Genomic DNA, 18,999 nt, shown 5'->3' with positions numbered 1-18,999 from the left:
TTACCATCTTCCTTCACTATTAAATCTGATTCCAATCTCGTGTTGGAACTTCTACTTCTTTTTCAAAGACCTTCTCTAAGACTTCTCTAACAGAAACTTGACTTAGCCGCTCCTCCCAGAGACGGTCTGCTTCCGAAAAAAATGATGATACTATATTATGACCATTTTGAGCATATTCGTCAAATTCTGAGAACGCTCTCTGCAATACCCCAATATCAGGAAAAGTTTCTAAAGGACCTTCGATCGCTTCAACTATCTCAAGTAATGAAATATCAGAGGTATCCTTTTCTAAATAAAAGCCACCATTATTACCAGAAACACCACCAATCAGCTTGGATACTACTAGTTTACGCAGTAATTTTTTTACATATGATTGTGAGACAGATAATTTCGTATAGATACTTTCAGATGACACAGGTACCTCTTTTTGTTGCATGGCTAGCATCGCCATGATGGCTAAAGCCTGTTCTGTCGCATTCGTTAATTTCATGGTTGTCAACTCCTTCATTAAAACATATATCATTCAACTAATAAAGAAAACAGATCCTCTACTTACAAAATCCATTATAGATTTTTTTTATCTCTAATGCAAGTGTTTTGATTATTTTCAACAATCTTTTCATCCTCTTTCCAAAAACAACTAATCACAACTTTTTGCTATGAGTTTTTTCTAAAACAAAAAAGCCTCCTCTTTTCATTATTGAAAAGAACAAGACTCACTACAGGTTGTTTCGTTGTCCTAAACTACGTCACTTTGTTACGATCACATTAACTTCCATGCGCTAAAGCACTTAGAAATAAGAGTCATCGAACCAAAAAGATTTTATATCTCCCCTTCATAATAACACTTATGTGACTTACTAATCCCCATTTAAAAGAACAAAGCAACCAATGCGTGAAACCGTCACGCACCACCCTTTTTTCACAAATTTTTTTAATGATTTAAAACGTCTCTTTCTCGTACTACTGCTCACTTTCAAAAGAGTTTTACAAATTTCTATAAAAAACTTTGAAAAGTAGAAACCCAAAATCATGCGTGATAGTATCACGCATAAAATAACATTAAGTTAGCTCATTCATCCCTCAATAATGAAACAACTGATTTTCTACTTCATAAAAACTAGAAAACCAAACATCTAAAAACAGCTATATGGCTCGCTATACCTCATAAAAAAACAAATCAAGTCATGCGTGAAATCATCACGCATCATTGTTTTTTCACAAACTATGTTAACAACTTAAAACACCTCTTTTTCATACTATTACTCGCTTTCAAGTTGTCACTATCGTGTTTAATTTAACTCTTTGAAAAAGAGAAACCCAAAATTGTGCGTGATAGTATCACGCATATAATAACATCCAATTAACTTGATCGTCGCCTATTAAGAGAACAAGCTATAGTCAATACGAATTTATTACTTATTACTTTTCACAAATACACTTAATATCATCGCATACTCATAGTTTTGTCCCTCAATTATACCACTAAATTCCATGAATGAGTGGCTTTTAAATGAAAGTTGAAAATGACACAATGAGAGCTAAATAGCCTTACCACACCAAGCATAACCTACTTAGAATGCCAGTTTGACCAATCATCAAAAGAAATACGTGCAAAATTGCTAATCATGGTCAAAAAAAGAAGCAGAGCCTAAGCCCCACTTCTTATTTGTTTCACTTTAATTATGCTTTACCTTTTGAACCAAACCATTCAATTCTTTGTTTAACTAATTCAGTTACAGCTGTTGTTCCTGGCTCTAATAATTTACGAGGGTCAAAGCCTTTACCTTCAAGGTCTTTACCTTCTTCAATGTATTTACGAGTTGCAGCTGCAAACACTTCTTGACACTCAGTGTTTACGTTGATTTTAGAAACACCTAAAGAAATTGCTTTTTGAACTTGCTCTAAAGGAATACCTGATCCGCCATGTAAAACTAGAGGTTTGCCATCTGTAACATCAGCAATAGCTTTTAATGTATCAAAGCTTAAACCAGTCCAGTTTTCAGGGTAAGAACCATGAATGTTACCAATACCAGCAGCTAAGAAATCAATACCAGTGTCAGACATTTGTTTACATTCAGCTGGATCTGCTAATTCACCAGAACCAATGATGCCATCTTCTTCTCCACCAATACTACCAACTTCACACTCAACAGAAACACCTTTAGCGTGAGCTTTAGCTACAACATCTTTAGCTTCTTCTAGGTTTTTATCAAATGGATGATGAGAGCCATCATACATTACTGATGTATAGCCTAATTCGATACATTTCAATGCATCTTCATATTCACCGTGGTCTAAGTGAAGAGCTACTGGAACTGTAATTCCCATAGATTCAATTAAATCTTCAACCAAGTGAACACATAATTGATAGCCGCCCATATATTTTGCAGCTCCCATAGATGTTTGAATCATGACTGGAGAGTTAGACTCTTGAGCCCCTTTTAGAATAGCTTTTGTCCATTCTAAGTTGTTTGTGTTAAATGCACCAATTGCATATTTACCTTCACGTGCTTTTTTTAACATTTCTGTAGCTGATACTAATGCCATTTACAATTCCTCCTATAGTGGAAAACAATTTTTGTTAAGTCGAACTTAACTGACATACATATTTTAGCAGAAATAAGAGTACATTTCTACCTAAAAGCTGAAAATTCTCGCTTTATTTGAAAATCATTTCACATTTACAGTAAATTCTGTTGATTTTCTTGATACTTTCCGAAAATATTTTTAATAATTAACTTCAATTAATCAACTCATCATCATTAATCTGCTAGGGTTGCTCCAATAAATGACTTGAACAAGGGTTGAGGCCGATTCGGACGAGAAATCAATTCTGGGTGAAATTGCGCCGCTACATAGAATTTATGTTCAGGTAACTCAACAATCTCTACTAAACGATTATCTGGTGAGAGCCCTGAGAAGACCAGCCCGTGTTCCGCCATCACCGTGCGGTAATCATTGTTAAATTCATAACGGTGGCGATGACGCTCTTCTACAACACCTTGTTCACCGTATGCCTGCCACGCTTTACTTCCCTCTTTAAGTTGACACGGATATAATCCTAGACGCAAGGTCCCCCCTAAATCCGTAATCGATTCTTGGTCTGTCATCAAATCAATGATGTGATTCGTTACTTCTGGATTTGTTTCCGCTGAGCCTGCATCTGGTAAGTTAACAACATTACGGGCAAATTCGACACAAGCTAATTGCATGCCTAGACAAATCCCAAGGAATGGCACATTATTTTCTCGAGCGTAGCGAATCGCTTCAATTTTCCCTTCTAAGCCTCTATCACCGAACCCACCAGGAACTAAAATCCCATCGGCCTTTTCCAGTAATTGGTTGACATTAGCTGCTGTTACAGTTTCCGAGTCAACCCAATCCAACTCGATGTCAGCATCATACTCAAAGCCTGCATGCTTCAGAGCTTCAACAACTGATAGGTACGCATCTGGCAATGCCACATATTTACCTACTAGGGCAATACGCGTGCGACGTTTCAAATTAAGGACACGTTGTTCAAGAGCTTGCCAGTCGCTCATATCCGCCTCAGGAGTCTCTAATTTCAAATGATCACAAACGAGTTGATCCATTCCCTGCTTCTGTAAATTCAAAGGAATTGAGTACAAGGTCTCTACATCTAAAGACTCAATCACGGCCTCAGCTTCAACATCACAGAATAATGCTAGTTTATCTTTGGTTGATTGAGGGACAGGTTGCTCTGTTCGCACAACTAATAAGTTAGGCTGAATCCCTAAACTTCGTAATTCTTTTACGCTGTGTTGCGTAGGCTTCGTTTTCATCTCACCTGCTGCCTTTAAATAAGGGATTAAAGTAGTGTGGATATACATCACATTATCGGCCCCAACATCCCGTTTCATTTGACGCAGCGCCTCTAAAAATGGCAATGACTCAATATCCCCGACAGTTCCTCCTACTTCTGTAATAATCACATCTGCACCAGTCGTTTCTGCTGCTCTCATGATGCGACTTTTTAGTTCATCTGTAATGTGAGGAATAACTTGAACGGTTGCACCTAAATAATCTCCCCGTCGCTCCTTCTTTAATACTTCTTCATAGACTTTCCCGGTTGTCACATTGGAGTACTTGTTTAAACTAATATCAATGAAGCGCTCGTAATGGCCTAAATCTAAATCGGTTTCTGCCCCATCATCTGTGACAAATACTTCTCCATGTTGATACGGACTCATAGTACCAGGATCGATATTAATATACGGATCAAATTTTTGAATCGTTACCTTCAATCCTCTATTCTTTAGCAAGCGACCAAGCGAAGCTGCTACAATCCCTTTTCCAATGGACGAAACCACGCCACCTGTTACAAATATATACTTCGTCTTCATTTCAAAAACTCCCTCTTTCTACTATTTCCGGGGGGAACAAAAATCTAGCATAACATATTCTAAAGAGCCTCTTTTCACCGGCCACCTCCATTGCTCAACATCCAACTGCTCTATTCGTCAGTTTAACAACAAAAAACTCCCTATTCTTAACTGAATAGGGAGCATAAAATACGTACGTTTGAACAGTCCTTTTTCAAGGGTGCCCAATAAAAATAATACAAGGTAATTTCCTTCAGGTCAACCAAAAACCATGTTATTTATTTAAAAAGTTGGTATTTTAATAAAAACCAGAGCCATTTTCACTTGTATTGATCATAATATTTTTTGTTTGACTATAAGCATCGAGCATTGACTTGTACGTCTCACGGCCAATCCCAGACTGCTTATACCCGCCAAAAGGTGCCCCAGCTGGAATTGAATTATAAGTATTAACCCAAACACGTCCTGTCTCTAATTGACGACTAACCGTTAAAGCTGTGTTTAAATTCTCAGTCCAAACGCCACCACCTAAGCCGTAAATAGAATCATTAGCCATCTCGATAACATCGTTAGCATCTTTAAATTTAATCACTACTGCAACTGGCCCAAAAATTTCTTCTTGTGCAACTAACATCTCATTTGTTACATTTGTTAGTAATGTCGGCGCTACAAAACACCCTTTATCAAGGCCGTTTTCAACTAGACGATGGCCACCAACAGCAACTGTTGCCCCTTCAGCCTTTCCTTTTTCAATGCAAGCTAAAATATCATTGACTTGCTTTTCATTGATCTGAGCGCCCATTTGAGTGGTCTCTTCCCAAGGCATCCCAACTGTTACTTTGCCAAATTCTTCAATTAGACGGTTAACAAATTTGTCATAAATGCCCTCTTGAACAAAGATGCGTGATCCCGCACAGCATACTTGCCCCTGATTAAATAGAATCCCAAGTTGAGCCCCATCAACCGCTTTTTCAAATGGCATATCATCAAAGAAGATGTTAGCTGACTTTCCACCTAATTCTAAAGTTGCTGGCACAAGTCGTTTTGCCGCTGCGATGCCGACATTACGGCCAACCTCTGTTGAACCAGTAAAGGCCAATTTATGAATGCCTTCATGATGTAGCATGTACTCGCCAGACTTAGAGCCACGACCTGTGATTACATTTAAAACACCTTTAGGTAAAATCCCTTGAATCAAGCGAGCGAATTCTAAAATGCTCAATGATGTACTTGAAGATGGGTGGATAATGATCGCATTGCCTGCTGCTAAGGCAGGAGCAATTTTCCACGCAGCCATCAAGAATGGGAAATTCCACGGAATAATTTGGCCAACTACCCCAATCGGTTCTTTAAGAACCAGACTTAAAACGTCTTCATTAATTGTTTGAGCCGCTCCCTCTTCACTGCGAATCACACCAGCAAAATAGCGAAAATGATCTGCACCAAAAGGAATATCAATATTAGACGTTTCTCGGATTGGCTTACCATTATCCAATGATTCAACCATCGCCAAGTGTGACGCATTTTCCTCAATCACATCCACAATTTTTAACAACAACTTGCTTCGTTCTTCAATACTTACCTGACGCCACTCTTTAAGCGCTTTATTAGCCGCCACAACAGCTGCGTCAACATCTGCGTCTGTTGCATCAACGAATGTTGCTAGCTGCTCACCATTAGCAGGACTTTCTGCCGTAATAAGCTTGCCTTCTGTTCCAGTTGTCCATTCACCATTAATAAATAGACCATATGATTCTTGTAATTCAACATTCTTAACCATTTAATTACCTCCATTTTTTAGAAAGATTGTTGTATTAATTATTGTATCGCTTTCAAATAGAAAAGCAAGTCTTTTTTTCTAATTAAAAGGATGTATACCAATCCAAATTTCAGTTAATTACGATAAAAAGAAACAGCTATCACTCGTTGCTTGCTGTGAAAGCTGCTTCTCTATAAAGTCAATTAGCTATTAACGAAGAAGTTTTTTACCAATTCCTTATTTTCTTCCGCAAAAGAATCATTATGAGAACTAACTCGCCCATAATCATAGGCATCTGGTTCAATATATTTCTTAGCCTGATTGACAGCATTACAAGCGTCTTGAAAAGCACCAGCAATCAAATGAAGCTTGCCCTCGTGTTTAACAACGTCACCTGCAGCAAAAATCCCTGGAACATCTGAACAATTTGTAGCCGCAGTTTGAATATAATACTCATCCACTGTCACTAGTCCCACACTATTTGTTTCAAAAATGGTGCTCTCATAATCAAAGCCATGATTTATCACAACACAATCAACTTCTAACTCCTTATCAAGCTGAGTCGCCGTTTCTTGTAAAACTACTCGCTCAATCTTTGTGGCATCAGCGTTGTTAGCGATTAGGGATTTGATGGTGTGATTCTTATGATACTTAACTTGACTCGTCAGTAATTTCGTCACCTCTGCTTCATGCCCCTTTAACTGATCTTTTCGATAAGCTAAATGTACTTCTGAGGCTATCGGCTCAAGTAAATTCGCCCAATCAACAGCAGAATTTCCGCCACCAGAAATTAAAACTTTTTTCCCCTTTAAAGAGGTGGGATCTTGAACTGTATAGAGCAAGTTAGTCACTTCAAATTTTTCTGCCCCTTCAATTTCTAACTTTATCGGATTTAGCAGACCGTATCCGATCGCCATAATAATTGTTTTACTAAAATGTTTGTTCCCAGACTCACTCGACAACACAAAATAACCCTCTTCACGGTCAATACTCACCACTTTTTCCCCAGTTACAATGGTGGGCTTGAAAAAATTGGCCTGAGCAGTCAAATGATCAATCACTTTGCCAGCTGGTTGTGGCGGTAAGCCACCAATATCCCAGATCATTTTTTCTGGATAGACATTCAGCTTTCCACCAAGAGTATCATGATACTCTATGAGTTTCGTCTTCATCTCCCTTAAGCCGCTATAAAAGGCACTAAATAGTCCAGCAGGCCCACCGCCAACAATCGTCACATCGAAAATATCCATGCTCTCCCTCTTTCCTTTCAGAAACTTACCAAACTTAAGTCCCCCACCTTAAGCTTAGTAAATAAGAATGATAATCATTCTCAATTAAAATTATAAAGAACTTTCTGAAAGAATGCAACACACAGGCTGAAAATGCTTAAATACTCCTGATTAAAAAAACAAAAAAAGAGCCAGTTAGCTATCTAACTGACTCACCACGAACTAAATGAGTTCTAATTATCTCATTTTTAACCGATTGTCCTTTTAACATTGCTATTAATTTTGCTGCTGCCATAGCTCCCCACTTTTCCTTCGAATAACGAATAGTTGTCAAGCGAGGCGTCACATATCGACTAACTTCCGTATCATCGAAGCCCACTATTTGAATATCTTGACCGATTTTCCAATCTGTTTCTGCAAAAAAATCGTACATCCCAATTGCCATCTCATCATTTAAGCAAAACACAAACTGATTTTTTTGTTCTTTTTTGTAAATAAGTTCGGCCGCTCTAGTCCCACTCTCTTTAGAAAAGTCGCCATCAATAATCTCGTAGGGAATCTCCAAATAATCCAACTGCTTAATCGCATATTTTAAACGCTCTTCACTATCATAGGTATCCTTAGGCCCAGAAACTAGATAGATCTTCTCAGGATCAGCCTCAGACAAGAGATCGACAGCCAATGTTGAGCCACGTTTGTTATCCAATAAAATATTGCATAGCTGTTTATATTTTATTCGTCGATCTAAAACCACAATACTGTGACCACGGTCAACATAATTCTTGATTTCCTCAGTTGGAAAGGTGGAATCAAGGATAATTGCCCCATCAACCATTTTCTCTGGAACAAATAAATGAGATTTTTCTCCTGAACAAATAATGACGTCATATCCTTCAGCATTTAAGCCATCCGTTATCCCTTTCATTAAAGACCCATAAAAAGCCCCGCCATAATTGGTCAAATAAATCCCAATCAAATCCGTTTTTTGTTTTTTTAATGTGCGACCGGCCATATTGGGAATATAGTTTAATTCCTTTGCAATTGCTAGAATTCGCTCTTTTGTTTCAGCCTTGACCTTCGGACTATCATTTAGCGCATAGGATGCTGTTGAAATTGACACATTCGCTCGCTTGGCGATTTCTTTAATTCCTGCCATTTGGCTTCCTCCTAACTTTTTTCACTTATGTTCTCTTTTTATTTTGTGTTATGGGCACCTCACTGGATAGGTAAATCCCTTGATTAAATACTTTTTTTAAGGTAAGAGCTTGTAAATAACAAACAAAGGAAAAGCCAATACTCAGGATAAAAAACAAGGTCTTTGGAAAAAATATAGGGCAAACAACTAAAATAAGAAGGGCTTCAGCAAACATTAAAATTGATTCTGCTACATGAGATAACATAAAATAAAAGGCACTTTTGATTGTATCCCTCACCTTATTTTTCTGAAGCGAGATAAGTGAATACGCATATGGTAGGTACAGACAAAAGCCTGCTACTAAGATAAAAAAAGGAAAGGATAAGAGTAAATTAAAGCGACTGACAGCAAGTAAACATACGCCTAACAATCCCATGGCAAAAAAATGAACTAAGAATAGGACATTACTTGGGATAAAATTCTCTCGAAAAGCATTCAAATAATCCTTGTAAACTCTTAAATAAGCATCATCAACTGATGATAAACTTACTTGGTATAACGCGCCAATAGCTGGTCCGATCGTAATAATAGGCACGCATGTCATAATAAATAGTACGTTCAATATAACCAAATTAGCTACTCGATTCAAAAAAGAAAAGAAAAACCCATTTATACTAAAAAAACCATCCATTAGATCACCTCAGCCTTTCACTATTGCTTTACTCTTTAATATTACCATAAACTCATACGTTATTTAACGAGGGCTGTGATTAATTCAACCACAAAGTCCCTATTCTAAATAACTACTAACTTAGAATAGGGAGTCTTCGTTTCGTTAAATCACTCTTCTTACTTTGATAAATCCAATTTTTTACGATTATTTGCCATATTTTCATTTTGAATCTTGACTATCTCAGTCCAACTATTGTCTTCTCGGAATTTTTTATATGCCTCTAAATTTTTCTCAAATTCTTTATCATCCTTTGAGCGCAACATGCTGATTAGACTTGTATGCCAATTTTTTTCTACTGCTTCAAAACTACGAGCCTCGGCAGTTCCTGCTTCTGGTTTGATGTTTTCAATAATGAAATGAGGTTTTAATTTTCCTACTCCCCACTCCTGCATTTTTTTCAATGAGAAATCTTTTTTAGGTGCTGCCAATAAATTAGTTCGATCATGGCTAAATAATAAAAATTCTGTTAAACGGTATTTTTTACTATACTCTTCAGGCTTATCTATCGCTAATTGTTGAATTTCTGGTAACAGCTCTATTTTGTGATCTGCTGTGTATTGGAAGGTTTCCCCTTCAATCCCAAACTTAGTTAAAATTTGCCCTTCCTCACTAATGAGATAAGTAAACAACTGAATTGCTTTCGCTGGGTCCTTCACATCTTTGGAAATATAGTTGATCATCCAACCAGATAACCCAGTAGCATTAAGAGTCGGTTCATTTCCCTTAATACTTTGAGGCCCATCAATCGGAAGGTACTCATTTCCCTTGTTGGCATTATTAAACTCTTGTAAACGTCCACCTTGACCGCTGATTCCATCTAATAATATAGTTGCATATTTACCAGCCTTCACCTTCTCATCAAAGGTCGGACCATCATCTGCAAAGCTATCATCTGTGACATTCCCATCTTGGTAGACCTCATTAATCGTTTTTAACCATGTTAAGTAGTCCTCATCCAAATTACGGTCATAAAACTCACCGTCTTCTGTTTCAAGTGGAACTCCCAACCAATCCTGTAATGGTTTTTCTAATGCCCCTGTGTTTTCAATCACTGGATTGAAGCCAAATGGCAAAAGTTCTGGGAATTTAGCCTTGATGTCTTTCATTGCCTGACGAAAATTTTCTGGTGTATCAAGTTTTGGTTCACCAATCGCTTCAAAGACATCTTTGCGAATAATAAAGTTGGTATTAACCGGCATAATGTTATCTTTATAATCCTGAGTTGTATTTGAGAAATTTGGATAACCATATGTTTTTCCATCTTTTAATTGAAACCAATTCATTGTTTCTTGTGCCACTACCTCATTAAAGTATGGATCATACTTTTCAGCTAAATCGGTTAAAGGGAGAGCCCAAGTATCCGCTTTTTTAGCCGCAGCTGAATTAAAATCCGTTAAGGTAACAATGTCAGGTAGATCACCACCTGAAAACATCGTGTTTAATTTAGTATCATCACCCGTGATGATTTCAACATCTAAATTCAAGTCTTTCTTTATCTTAGCTGTGACTAGATCCTCACCCCAATCCAGCTTTAACCAATCAGCATTAATGTACCATGTTAACTTATTATCCTTTTGTTTATCTAGTTGCCATGCTGGCTTAGTCGCATCAAGCTCGTAGCGACCTTCCAAAGACACCTCTTTAACTTCTTTAGCTTTTTCTTTCCCACCACAGGCTGTAAGAGCCACTGACGCTAAAGCCACCAAGGACATACCTACAATTATTTTTTTCTTAATCATTACCATCTTCCGTTCCCCTTTTCTTATTCTTTAACGGCTCCTGCCATCATTCCTGAAATAAAGTATTTTTGAAGCAATGGATAAATCACTAATATTGGGACTGTCGTAATAACTATCGTTGCCAATTGAACTCCTTTACTACTCGTTTGAACAAGTAAATCAACAGAAGATTGGGCATCTAACGCTTTTGTTTGAGATTTAACGATAATTTCATATATTTTCATTTGGAGTGGATACAAGTTTTTATCTGAAATATACATCTTAGCGGTCATGAAATCGTTCCATTGAGCTACACCGCTAAATAAAGTGATTGTGGCCAAGGCTGGCTTAGATAGCGGTAAAAATATCCGCGTAAAGACTGTCCAATCACTGGCACCATCGATTTTGGCTGATTCCTCCAACGACTGCGGGACATCACGAAAAAAGTTCATTAGAATAATCACATCGTAATAGCTTAATAGTCCCGGAATAATATACACCCAGAAATTATTTAGCAAGCCTAATGATTGAATTAATAAATACATGGGGATCATTCCACCACCAAAGTACATAGTGAAAACACCAAATTTAGTGTAAAAGCCACGTCCGACAAGCTTGCGTTTACTCAAACCATACGCCACCATCGAACAAAACAAAACATGAGTAAATGCCCCAATGACTGTTTTGCTGACAGAGATAAAGAAGGCACGCCAGATACTCTCATCCGCAAAAACCTTTTGATAATTTTGTAGCGTAAATCCTTGTGGCCAGAGCGCCACTCCCCCTTCTGCCATCCCGGGGCCAGAGCTGACCGAGGCCACAAGAACATTCCAAATCGGGATTATGATAATTAAAGTAAAGACAACTAACAAGGTCACATTAATCGCATTAAACAGACGGCCATCTTTAACTTTTTTACTTGCTTTTCTTGATGATTCTTCCATCCACGATGCTCCTCCCTATAAGATAACCGATTCATTATCATTCATTTTTTTAGTCAAAAAGTTGGTGATAATCAACAGAATAATCGACACAATTGAAATACCTAACCCAACAGCTGTTGCATAAGAAAAGTCGCCTTGAGTTAACCCCATCCGGTAAACGTATGAATTAATTACTTCAGATTTAGATGAGTTTTGTGAATTCATTAAGACCAATGTTTGATCCAGATTAGATCCGAGTAGCCCACTGATATTTAAAATTAGATTCAGTGAAATAATCGGCGTCAACATCGGAAGGGTTATATTTTTGATCTGACTAAATTTATTAGCGCCATCAATCTTAGCCGCTTCATAATAAGTTGGATCAATCTTGGACATGGTTGCAAGGTACAAAATCGTGCCCCAACCTGCTTCCTTCCAAATATCTGAAAGTACTGCAATCAGCCAATATTTATCTGCATCAAGTAAATGATTGGCTCCTTTTTCAATCACACCTAGAGCCATTAATAATTGATTAAACAAACCATTAGTAGATAACCATGAAATAAGCATGCCACCTAAAATAATCCACGATAGAAAATGGGGTAAATAAGAAATTGTCTGAACAATTTTCTTAAAGGGGCCTGCCTTAACTTCAAAAATCATAATCGCTAAAATTATTGGAATAAAAAAGCCGATTCCTAATTTTAAAAGACTGATTCCCAATGTATTAACAACTGCTTCCCAAAAATATTTGTCGCTCAAAATAATTCTAAAATTTTCTAACCCAACCCACGGTGCCGTAGCCATTGTATCAATCACTGTATAATGCTTAAACGCAATGACTAAGCCGTACATAGGGATATAGGAAAAAACAAACAGAAACAACATCCCCGGTAAAACCATTGATTGCAATTGCCATTGACTCACAAATAATTCTAGTCGTTCTTTAAAACTTCTTTTTGTTTTTACAGCCGACTTTCTCATAACAACTCCTTTCTTCGATCCCTAGAAATCGAAACGTTTCTACAAAAAGATAATAACATATTAAGCGAACGCTTTCAATCATTCTCTCCTATTTTTTTCTTGTCTTTTCTACTACACAAAACGATCACTCAGGCGTATGTAAGGAGAGATTATTCCACATCTCCTTACACTCCTCCGCCATTGTGTTAGTTAGCTCTAATATAGTCAATTATCAGTGGCGTATTTTCGCCCATATAGGTAGCCAAATCATCCGATTTTAAAATGATTCCACCTTGTCGATAGCGATTTGACGGCCTTTCAAGCTCACTTAGATCAATTTTATTGCCATTAATGCTTACACTCTCTTCATCTCCCTGATGGTAAATAAGAGTCAAGGGATGGCCAAGATAAGCATATTCCACTGTCAATGAACCTAATTCTTCTGCTACGACTGGGTCAATAACTAAGGCCTGATGCTCAATACGAATCCCTACTAGCTGACTAATTAATTGATTAATGTAAATACCAGGGCCGCTTGAATAAATTCGCCAGCCCCCTTTTACCAGTCGCTCACCAGTCTGTAGCTCTTTAAACTTCTCTGCCGCTTCGTAGCGAGTATTAAATTTACCATCAGAACTACTAAAATAGGCATTTGCTTGGCGAATATCTGCATTAGGCACATAATCTTGAATCAAAATTGGATTAATCACTGAGAGGGCTCGCCACATTTCAGTGCCAAGTCCTAACTTTGCCATAGCTTCGCTGTAACGAATATGAGCATGAACATATTGTAAACCAATTTCTCGACCAAAATTAGCCGCTTGTTCCGCACGTTTAAAATACTGGCTAACCCCGCCATTGTAGTTAGCAGGCTGACTCATCAGATGGACACCATCTGGGAATAATAAGTGCTCATTAATTACGTCCAAATGTCGTGCTACTTCCTCTTCAGTAAATAACTCACTAATCATGCTTCGTGTCATTGGTAAAAGTCGATAATCAATACCTGTTTTGGTATCCTTTGGATGAATAATATAGTCGAAATCATTATCTTCATACAATAGAAACCCTGGCAATATGCCATCCTTAAGCATGAACTTGCGATAATCTGCTGCTATTTGTTCGGCTAACTGCCTTAACTCATCAGTTCTATCTGGAAGCAAATTGGTGATCGCTTCGCTGTAGTTTCTCAATGTTTGATAAGTTAAAGCAACTGTCCATGTGCTCGCCATATTCTGTTTCAAGCGACTATCGAAAGGCTGTAAGGTATCATCCCAATCACCGTCACCATAGCAAGAAAGATGAGTTCCCGGTAAAAAATGATCTTCGATGTACTTAATTTCCCGCTCAATATGCTCAATTAAAGAATAGCTTTCTTTAGTAAACTGCTTAGTTGTCGCATTTAGATAAGGGATTTCTTCTTCTAAAAGCGAGAAATCATCTGTAATAGTTAAATAATCTGCCACTACCTTTAGCGGCCAAACAATAATATCACCATGACTTTCATCTGCAGTAATTTCGACAAACTCATCAAACATAAACCACTGTGGCCAATTTCCAGTTTCTTCAAACTGATGAGAAAATAGTGTCAGAATAATCTTTCTCACCACTTCATAGTTTTGCGTTGCTAAGAAAAACTCAATCGGTCCTTGGCAAACATCTCGCGTTCCCCAAGCCGCTCCACCAAACTGCTCCAAACCGTGAGGGACAAGATAATGAACTAACATGTTGTGAGTGTACCAATTGACAACCGTGTTAATCCGGTCCACTTCAATTGATTTTTGACTGTTATTACTTGTTAACTTAAAATGATGCGTAAGTTTTCTAAGATAATCGCCGTATAGTTCTTTCGCCTCTTTAAACGATTGCCTACTTAACGGGACTAACTCGCCGCTCAGACTACCGCGAATCGTTACTTTGGCACTTGTAACAGACGTAAATTCAAGCGTGATTAATGACAATGACTCAAGGGCTGAAGCCGTCGATTTTGTAAACCATCTACTGTTATCTATCAACTGGCCCCCAGTTGACCAGCTTAATTCATAGACCATTTCAGGGTATTTTGAATGGGCCAACGTATCAGAATGTGGTCGAGCAACAAGGTGACCCTCATCAACTTTGATGACTGGTTTGTTTGATGTTTGAAAATCATCACAAATTATCTCCTGTGTCACGATGAAATCATAGGCTAATTGTTGCTTAGATTCAATCATTAATTGAATTTCAGGGGACTTAGTTGCTGAAAAAACCGTAACAGTTAAATAATCATCTTTAAATTTGTAAAGCCACTTAGCATAGTTAAAGCCCATTTCAAAAGAAGAAGGCAGGGCAAGCAACTGATAGCTGTCAGCCGTTTTTACATAAATCCGTTGACCTGTCGTCTTAAAAAAATTCAAAGGATTGCGGACATTACTAACAAATTTATTCATCGACGTATTGCCAAGAACTACTTGAGCTTGAAACGCGCCATACATGTACGAAGTAGATGTCAACACTTCATCACGAGCATCGATTTGCTTGCCACTCATAATAATATGACCATGAGAGCGTTCGACCAACCTTTCCTTTGCTTGTAACACCACATGTTCATTGTCGCTTCCAAAAAATGACAAAAGCTCTCCACCATCTTCTTCTACCAAGTGACGCTCAGGATACAACTCATCACAATCATCAGCCGTTAATGTTAAACCATTAATCACATTAAAGGCTTCTTTCGAGCGAATCGTTTGATCAATTGGTTCAGTACGAACCTCATTCTTTCGAATCGTTTCGTAACTACTCAATAATTGGTCTCGATACTGTAAGTCAGATACTTTTTCAGAATGATTTTCCTGTGCTAAACCATAAAAATTAATATGTGTCGATTCTGATCCAGACAAGGTCTGCTCGCTACTTTGTAAAGCCACATACCCCAATTCATATTGATAAATTTCATCTGCTAATGTTGAAGCTGCTAAAGCACTTGGTTGATTAGTTTCGATAAATTCTTTGCCAAAAAATTGATACCCATCTGTCGAATAATGAGTGGCTCCTGTTAACGAACCTAGTTGAAGATAAGGTTGAAAGCCACCTTGATCTTGATTTTGACGGGCACAAACGACGTAGCCTAGATTTGTATCAGTGAATAATTGATAGTCAACATATTGTGAGACATAGGCTTCATTTGATAATAAGGCTCCCTGACTGGCTAAGCCAATATCCTGTCCCATCACAACATCAACCAACTGCCCCTCACCGGTCAGATAAATATCCCAAAACCACGTATTGTCACGCCCTAATGAGAAAACAACGCGATAATCGATCCCCGATACTTGTCCGTGCCATTTGACTTGATTGATACCAACTGTGAAAACACTCGCTGACCGAACACCCGTTAAAGGGTAGCTCATTAATTTGTCCCCTTGTTTAATTCGGAGATAAATCATCGTCATTGCCCCGTCAAACACATTCCCTTTTACTTGATTAATCTGAGCACGGCCAACATTGGCTTGCGCTAGATCACCTGTACTTAAAAATTCAAAAGAAGTCATTCCTTCTTTTAGGCATAGCTTATTCATAGTACACTCCTTTTCACATTAGAATACTCCGAGCTTACTTCGTTGATAATGTTACTCGCTTAGTCAAAACAGACTCACTATTACTACCGACCATCACTTCAAATTCGCCGTCATCAGCGTATCGCTTCAAATCTTGATGAACATATCCCAGCTCCGAAAAAGAAATAAGTATATCAATCGTTTTTTCTTCTCCCGCCTCTAATTCGACTGACTCGAATCCTTTTAGCTCTTTAACTGGCCGAACAACTTGTCCCACACAATCCCGAACATACCACTGAACCAATTCAGTTCCTGCGATTGATCCTGTATTTTTGACCGTTACCTGACACTGAATGGAAGGAACTTTTCCTTTTTTAACCTCTACTTGAAATTTCTGATAACCGAAAGTCGTATATGTTAGTCCATAACCAAAAGGATACAGTGGCGTGTTCGGCACATCTAAGTATTTTGATACGTATTTATTACCTAAATCATCGAAATTAATTGGCCGTCCTGTATTAAAATGATTGTAATAAACAGGGATCTGTCCCACATTTCTCGGAAAACTCATTGTTAGACGAGCTTTAGGTGACACCTTGCCATAAAGTATGTTAAGCAAGGCCTGCGCACCTTTTGTGCCTGGAAACCACGCTTCGACCAACCCAGAAACATTCTGACTCAAATCAGATAAATCTAACGGTCGTCCGTTAAAGCTGACGACAACAATAGGTGTGCCTACAGTCTGCAACTCCGCCACTAAGCTCAACTGAGCTTCAGGTAATTTAATGCTCGTACGACTACTCGCCTCGCCGCTCATTTGAGAGGTTTCACCTAGTAAAACTACCACTTTATCAGCATCTTTCGCCGCCTTTTTAGCCGCAGCCAGTTCTTCAGCTGTTACTTGAAAGACATCTGAAATGGGACTAATAAGAGTGCTGGCCTCTGAATACTTAGTGCTTAGCACATCTGCCACTGACGATGTTTCATTGACATCTCCTTTCCAACTCCAAGTCCCTAAAATATCAGAACTTGTCACAAATGGGCCAATAAACGCGACTCTTTCAGTAGTGGATAGTGGTAAAATCTTGTCCTTATTCTCCAATAAAACAATACTTTCCTCCGCTGCGCCCAAAGCTAATTGCTGATGCTCCTCTGAATAAACCAGTTCAGTTTCACGCGTAGTACTGGCAGAACGATAAGGGGTTTCAAATAATCCCAACGCGTTTTTTAATTCTAAAATGCGCCCCACAGCTTCATCTAATAATGCTTCATCAAACTCATGGGCTTTGATTAATTCTTTTAAAAATTGATGATAACAAAATGTCATCATTTCAATATCTACGCCCGCCTCAATTGAAAGTTTAGCAACTTCTCGCTGATTTTCTGCAACACCATGATTAATAGTCTCAACCATCGCAGCCCAATCGGAAATAAGAACGCCATCAAATTGAAAATCATGTCGTAAAATTTGTCGATTCAAATACTTACTCACTGTAGCAGGTACACCGTCAATTGTATTAAAGGAGGTCATTACTAACTTACTCCCCGCATCGATTGCAGCTTTGTAAGAAGGCAAGTAATTTTCACGTAACTCACGATCTGACATATTAACCGTGTTGTATTCGCGTCCTCCTTCTGGTGCTCCATAAGCCGCAAAATGTTTCACACAAGCCGCAATGTGCTCCCCATTTTTTACAAGGTCATTACCTGGTCCTTGATACCCTTGAACCACACTTTCAGCATATAAACAATTCAGTAAAGGGTCCTCTCCTGTCGACTCCATCACTCTGCCCCAACGCGGATCACGAACTAAATCAACCATCGGAGAAAAGGTCACATGTAAACCAGAAACCGCAGATTCTTTCGCCGCAATTCTAGCCGTTTCCTTAACTAATTCTGGATTCCAGCTGGTCGCCAAAGCAAGCGGTATGGGAAAAATAGTTCGGTAACCATGAACAATATCCGCCATAAACAATAAAGGGATCTGCAAACGACTCGTTGCTAGATATTTTTTTTGGACCTCATTAGTTACTTGAGCACCAGACAAGCCCAGAACTGATCCAACATTTTTCAAGTCCTCTTGAGATAATAAATTGTTGCTGAGTGGGCCAGTAATTTCAGCAGAATCCGCTGTATAAAAATCCCCCGTCACTTGCTGTAACTGACCAATTTTCTCAGACAAAGTCATTTCGTTTAGTAACTCCTGTAATTGACTTTTCTCCATAAACTTATTCTCCAATCTATCGAAACGTTTCGATTTATACTTTTATTATAACCAGATTCAACTAAATTGCAAGCGTTTTTCAACAATTTATTTTCTGAGTGTCTCTTATATTTGTATAAACTAACTCAAAAAGAGGGTGGGACAAAACTCTCTTAAAACAGAAAAATATCTTGGTGACAATCAGAATAACTGATAATCGCCAAGATATTTTGTGTACATTGAGTAGATTAGGCCAATTTATGACCAATTTTTTCAAGTTTAGTGCCATTAAGGCAAATCCTATTTCGTTGGTCACCTTTTGGTGCCCTCTAACATGAAATCGAGTGAAACCTAAATTAGCCTTCAGATTTCCGAAAACGGGTTCTACATCAACTTTACGTTGTTTATAGATTTCTTTCGTTTTCTCACTTGAAAGCTTGTCTTTAGTATAATG

13 protein-coding genes are annotated in these 18,999 nt (G+C 38.1%); all 13 read right to left on the bottom strand.

Annotated elements, in window-relative coordinates:
- Nucleotides 1–19: 19 nt before the first annotated feature.
- Nucleotides 20–490, bottom strand: a complete 471-nt coding sequence (locus AC5KOD_RS16800; RefSeq protein WP_496915736.1) for an RrF2 family transcriptional regulator — start codon at nt 488–490, stop codon at nt 20–22.
- Between the two features lie 1,193 nt (nt 491–1,683).
- Nucleotides 1,684–2,550, bottom strand: a complete 867-nt coding sequence (locus tag AC5KOD_RS16795) for a class II fructose-bisphosphate aldolase (protein WP_209527326.1) — start codon at nt 2,548–2,550, stop codon at nt 1,684–1,686.
- A 215-nt stretch (nt 2,551–2,765) separates the two neighbouring features.
- Nucleotides 2,766–4,367, bottom strand: a complete 1,602-nt coding sequence (gene pyrG / locus AC5KOD_RS16790) for a CTP synthase (protein ID WP_496915735.1) — start codon at nt 4,365–4,367, stop codon at nt 2,766–2,768.
- Between the two features lie 277 nt (nt 4,368–4,644).
- Nucleotides 4,645–6,126, bottom strand: a complete 1,482-nt coding sequence (locus tag AC5KOD_RS16785) for an aldehyde dehydrogenase family protein (protein ID WP_496915734.1) — start codon at nt 6,124–6,126, stop codon at nt 4,645–4,647.
- Between the two features lie 182 nt (nt 6,127–6,308).
- Complete coding sequence (locus AC5KOD_RS16780) at nt 6,309–7,355, bottom strand: NAD(P)/FAD-dependent oxidoreductase (protein WP_496915733.1); 1,047 nt, start codon at nt 7,353–7,355, stop codon at nt 6,309–6,311.
- A 178-nt stretch (nt 7,356–7,533) separates the two neighbouring features.
- Nucleotides 7,534–8,490 carry a LacI family DNA-binding transcriptional regulator gene (locus AC5KOD_RS16775; protein ID WP_496915732.1) on the bottom strand — a complete coding sequence of 319 codons (957 nt, stop codon included), beginning with the start codon at nt 8,488–8,490 and terminating at the stop codon, nt 7,534–7,536.
- 25 nt (nt 8,491–8,515) lie between these two features.
- Nucleotides 8,516–9,160, bottom strand: a complete 645-nt coding sequence (locus AC5KOD_RS16770; protein ID WP_496915731.1) for a DUF624 domain-containing protein — start codon at nt 9,158–9,160, stop codon at nt 8,516–8,518.
- Between the two features lie 158 nt (nt 9,161–9,318).
- Nucleotides 9,319–10,947 (bottom strand): type 2 periplasmic-binding domain-containing protein, encoded by a 1,629-nt coding sequence (locus AC5KOD_RS16765; RefSeq protein ID WP_496915730.1) that lies wholly within the window; start codon nt 10,945–10,947, stop codon nt 9,319–9,321.
- A 17-nt stretch (nt 10,948–10,964) separates the two neighbouring features.
- A complete protein-coding gene (locus tag AC5KOD_RS16760) occupies nt 10,965–11,864 on the bottom strand; it encodes a carbohydrate ABC transporter permease (RefSeq protein WP_496915729.1) in 900 nt (299 codons plus the stop codon).
- A gap of 15 nt (nt 11,865–11,879) precedes the next feature.
- Entirely contained in the window at nt 11,880–12,827 is a 948-nt protein-coding gene (locus AC5KOD_RS16755) for an ABC transporter permease (protein WP_496915728.1), read from the bottom strand.
- Between the two features lie 185 nt (nt 12,828–13,012).
- Complete coding sequence (locus tag AC5KOD_RS16750; RefSeq protein WP_496915727.1) at nt 13,013–16,363, bottom strand: GH36-type glycosyl hydrolase domain-containing protein; 3,351 nt, start codon at nt 16,361–16,363, stop codon at nt 13,013–13,015.
- Nucleotides 16,364–16,397: 34 nt separating this feature from the next.
- Nucleotides 16,398–18,566 (bottom strand): glycoside hydrolase family 3 N-terminal domain-containing protein, encoded by a 2,169-nt coding sequence (locus AC5KOD_RS16745; protein ID WP_496915726.1) that lies wholly within the window; start codon nt 18,564–18,566, stop codon nt 16,398–16,400.
- A 79-nt stretch (nt 18,567–18,645) separates the two neighbouring features.
- Nucleotides 18,646–18,999: transposase (locus tag AC5KOD_RS16740; protein ID WP_496915725.1), on the bottom strand; the 354-nt coding region annotated here is incomplete at its 5' end.

The sequence above is a fragment of the Vagococcus sp. WN80Y genome, from assembly GCF_059621045.1.
This window is presented reverse-complemented; position numbering and strand designations above follow the sequence as displayed.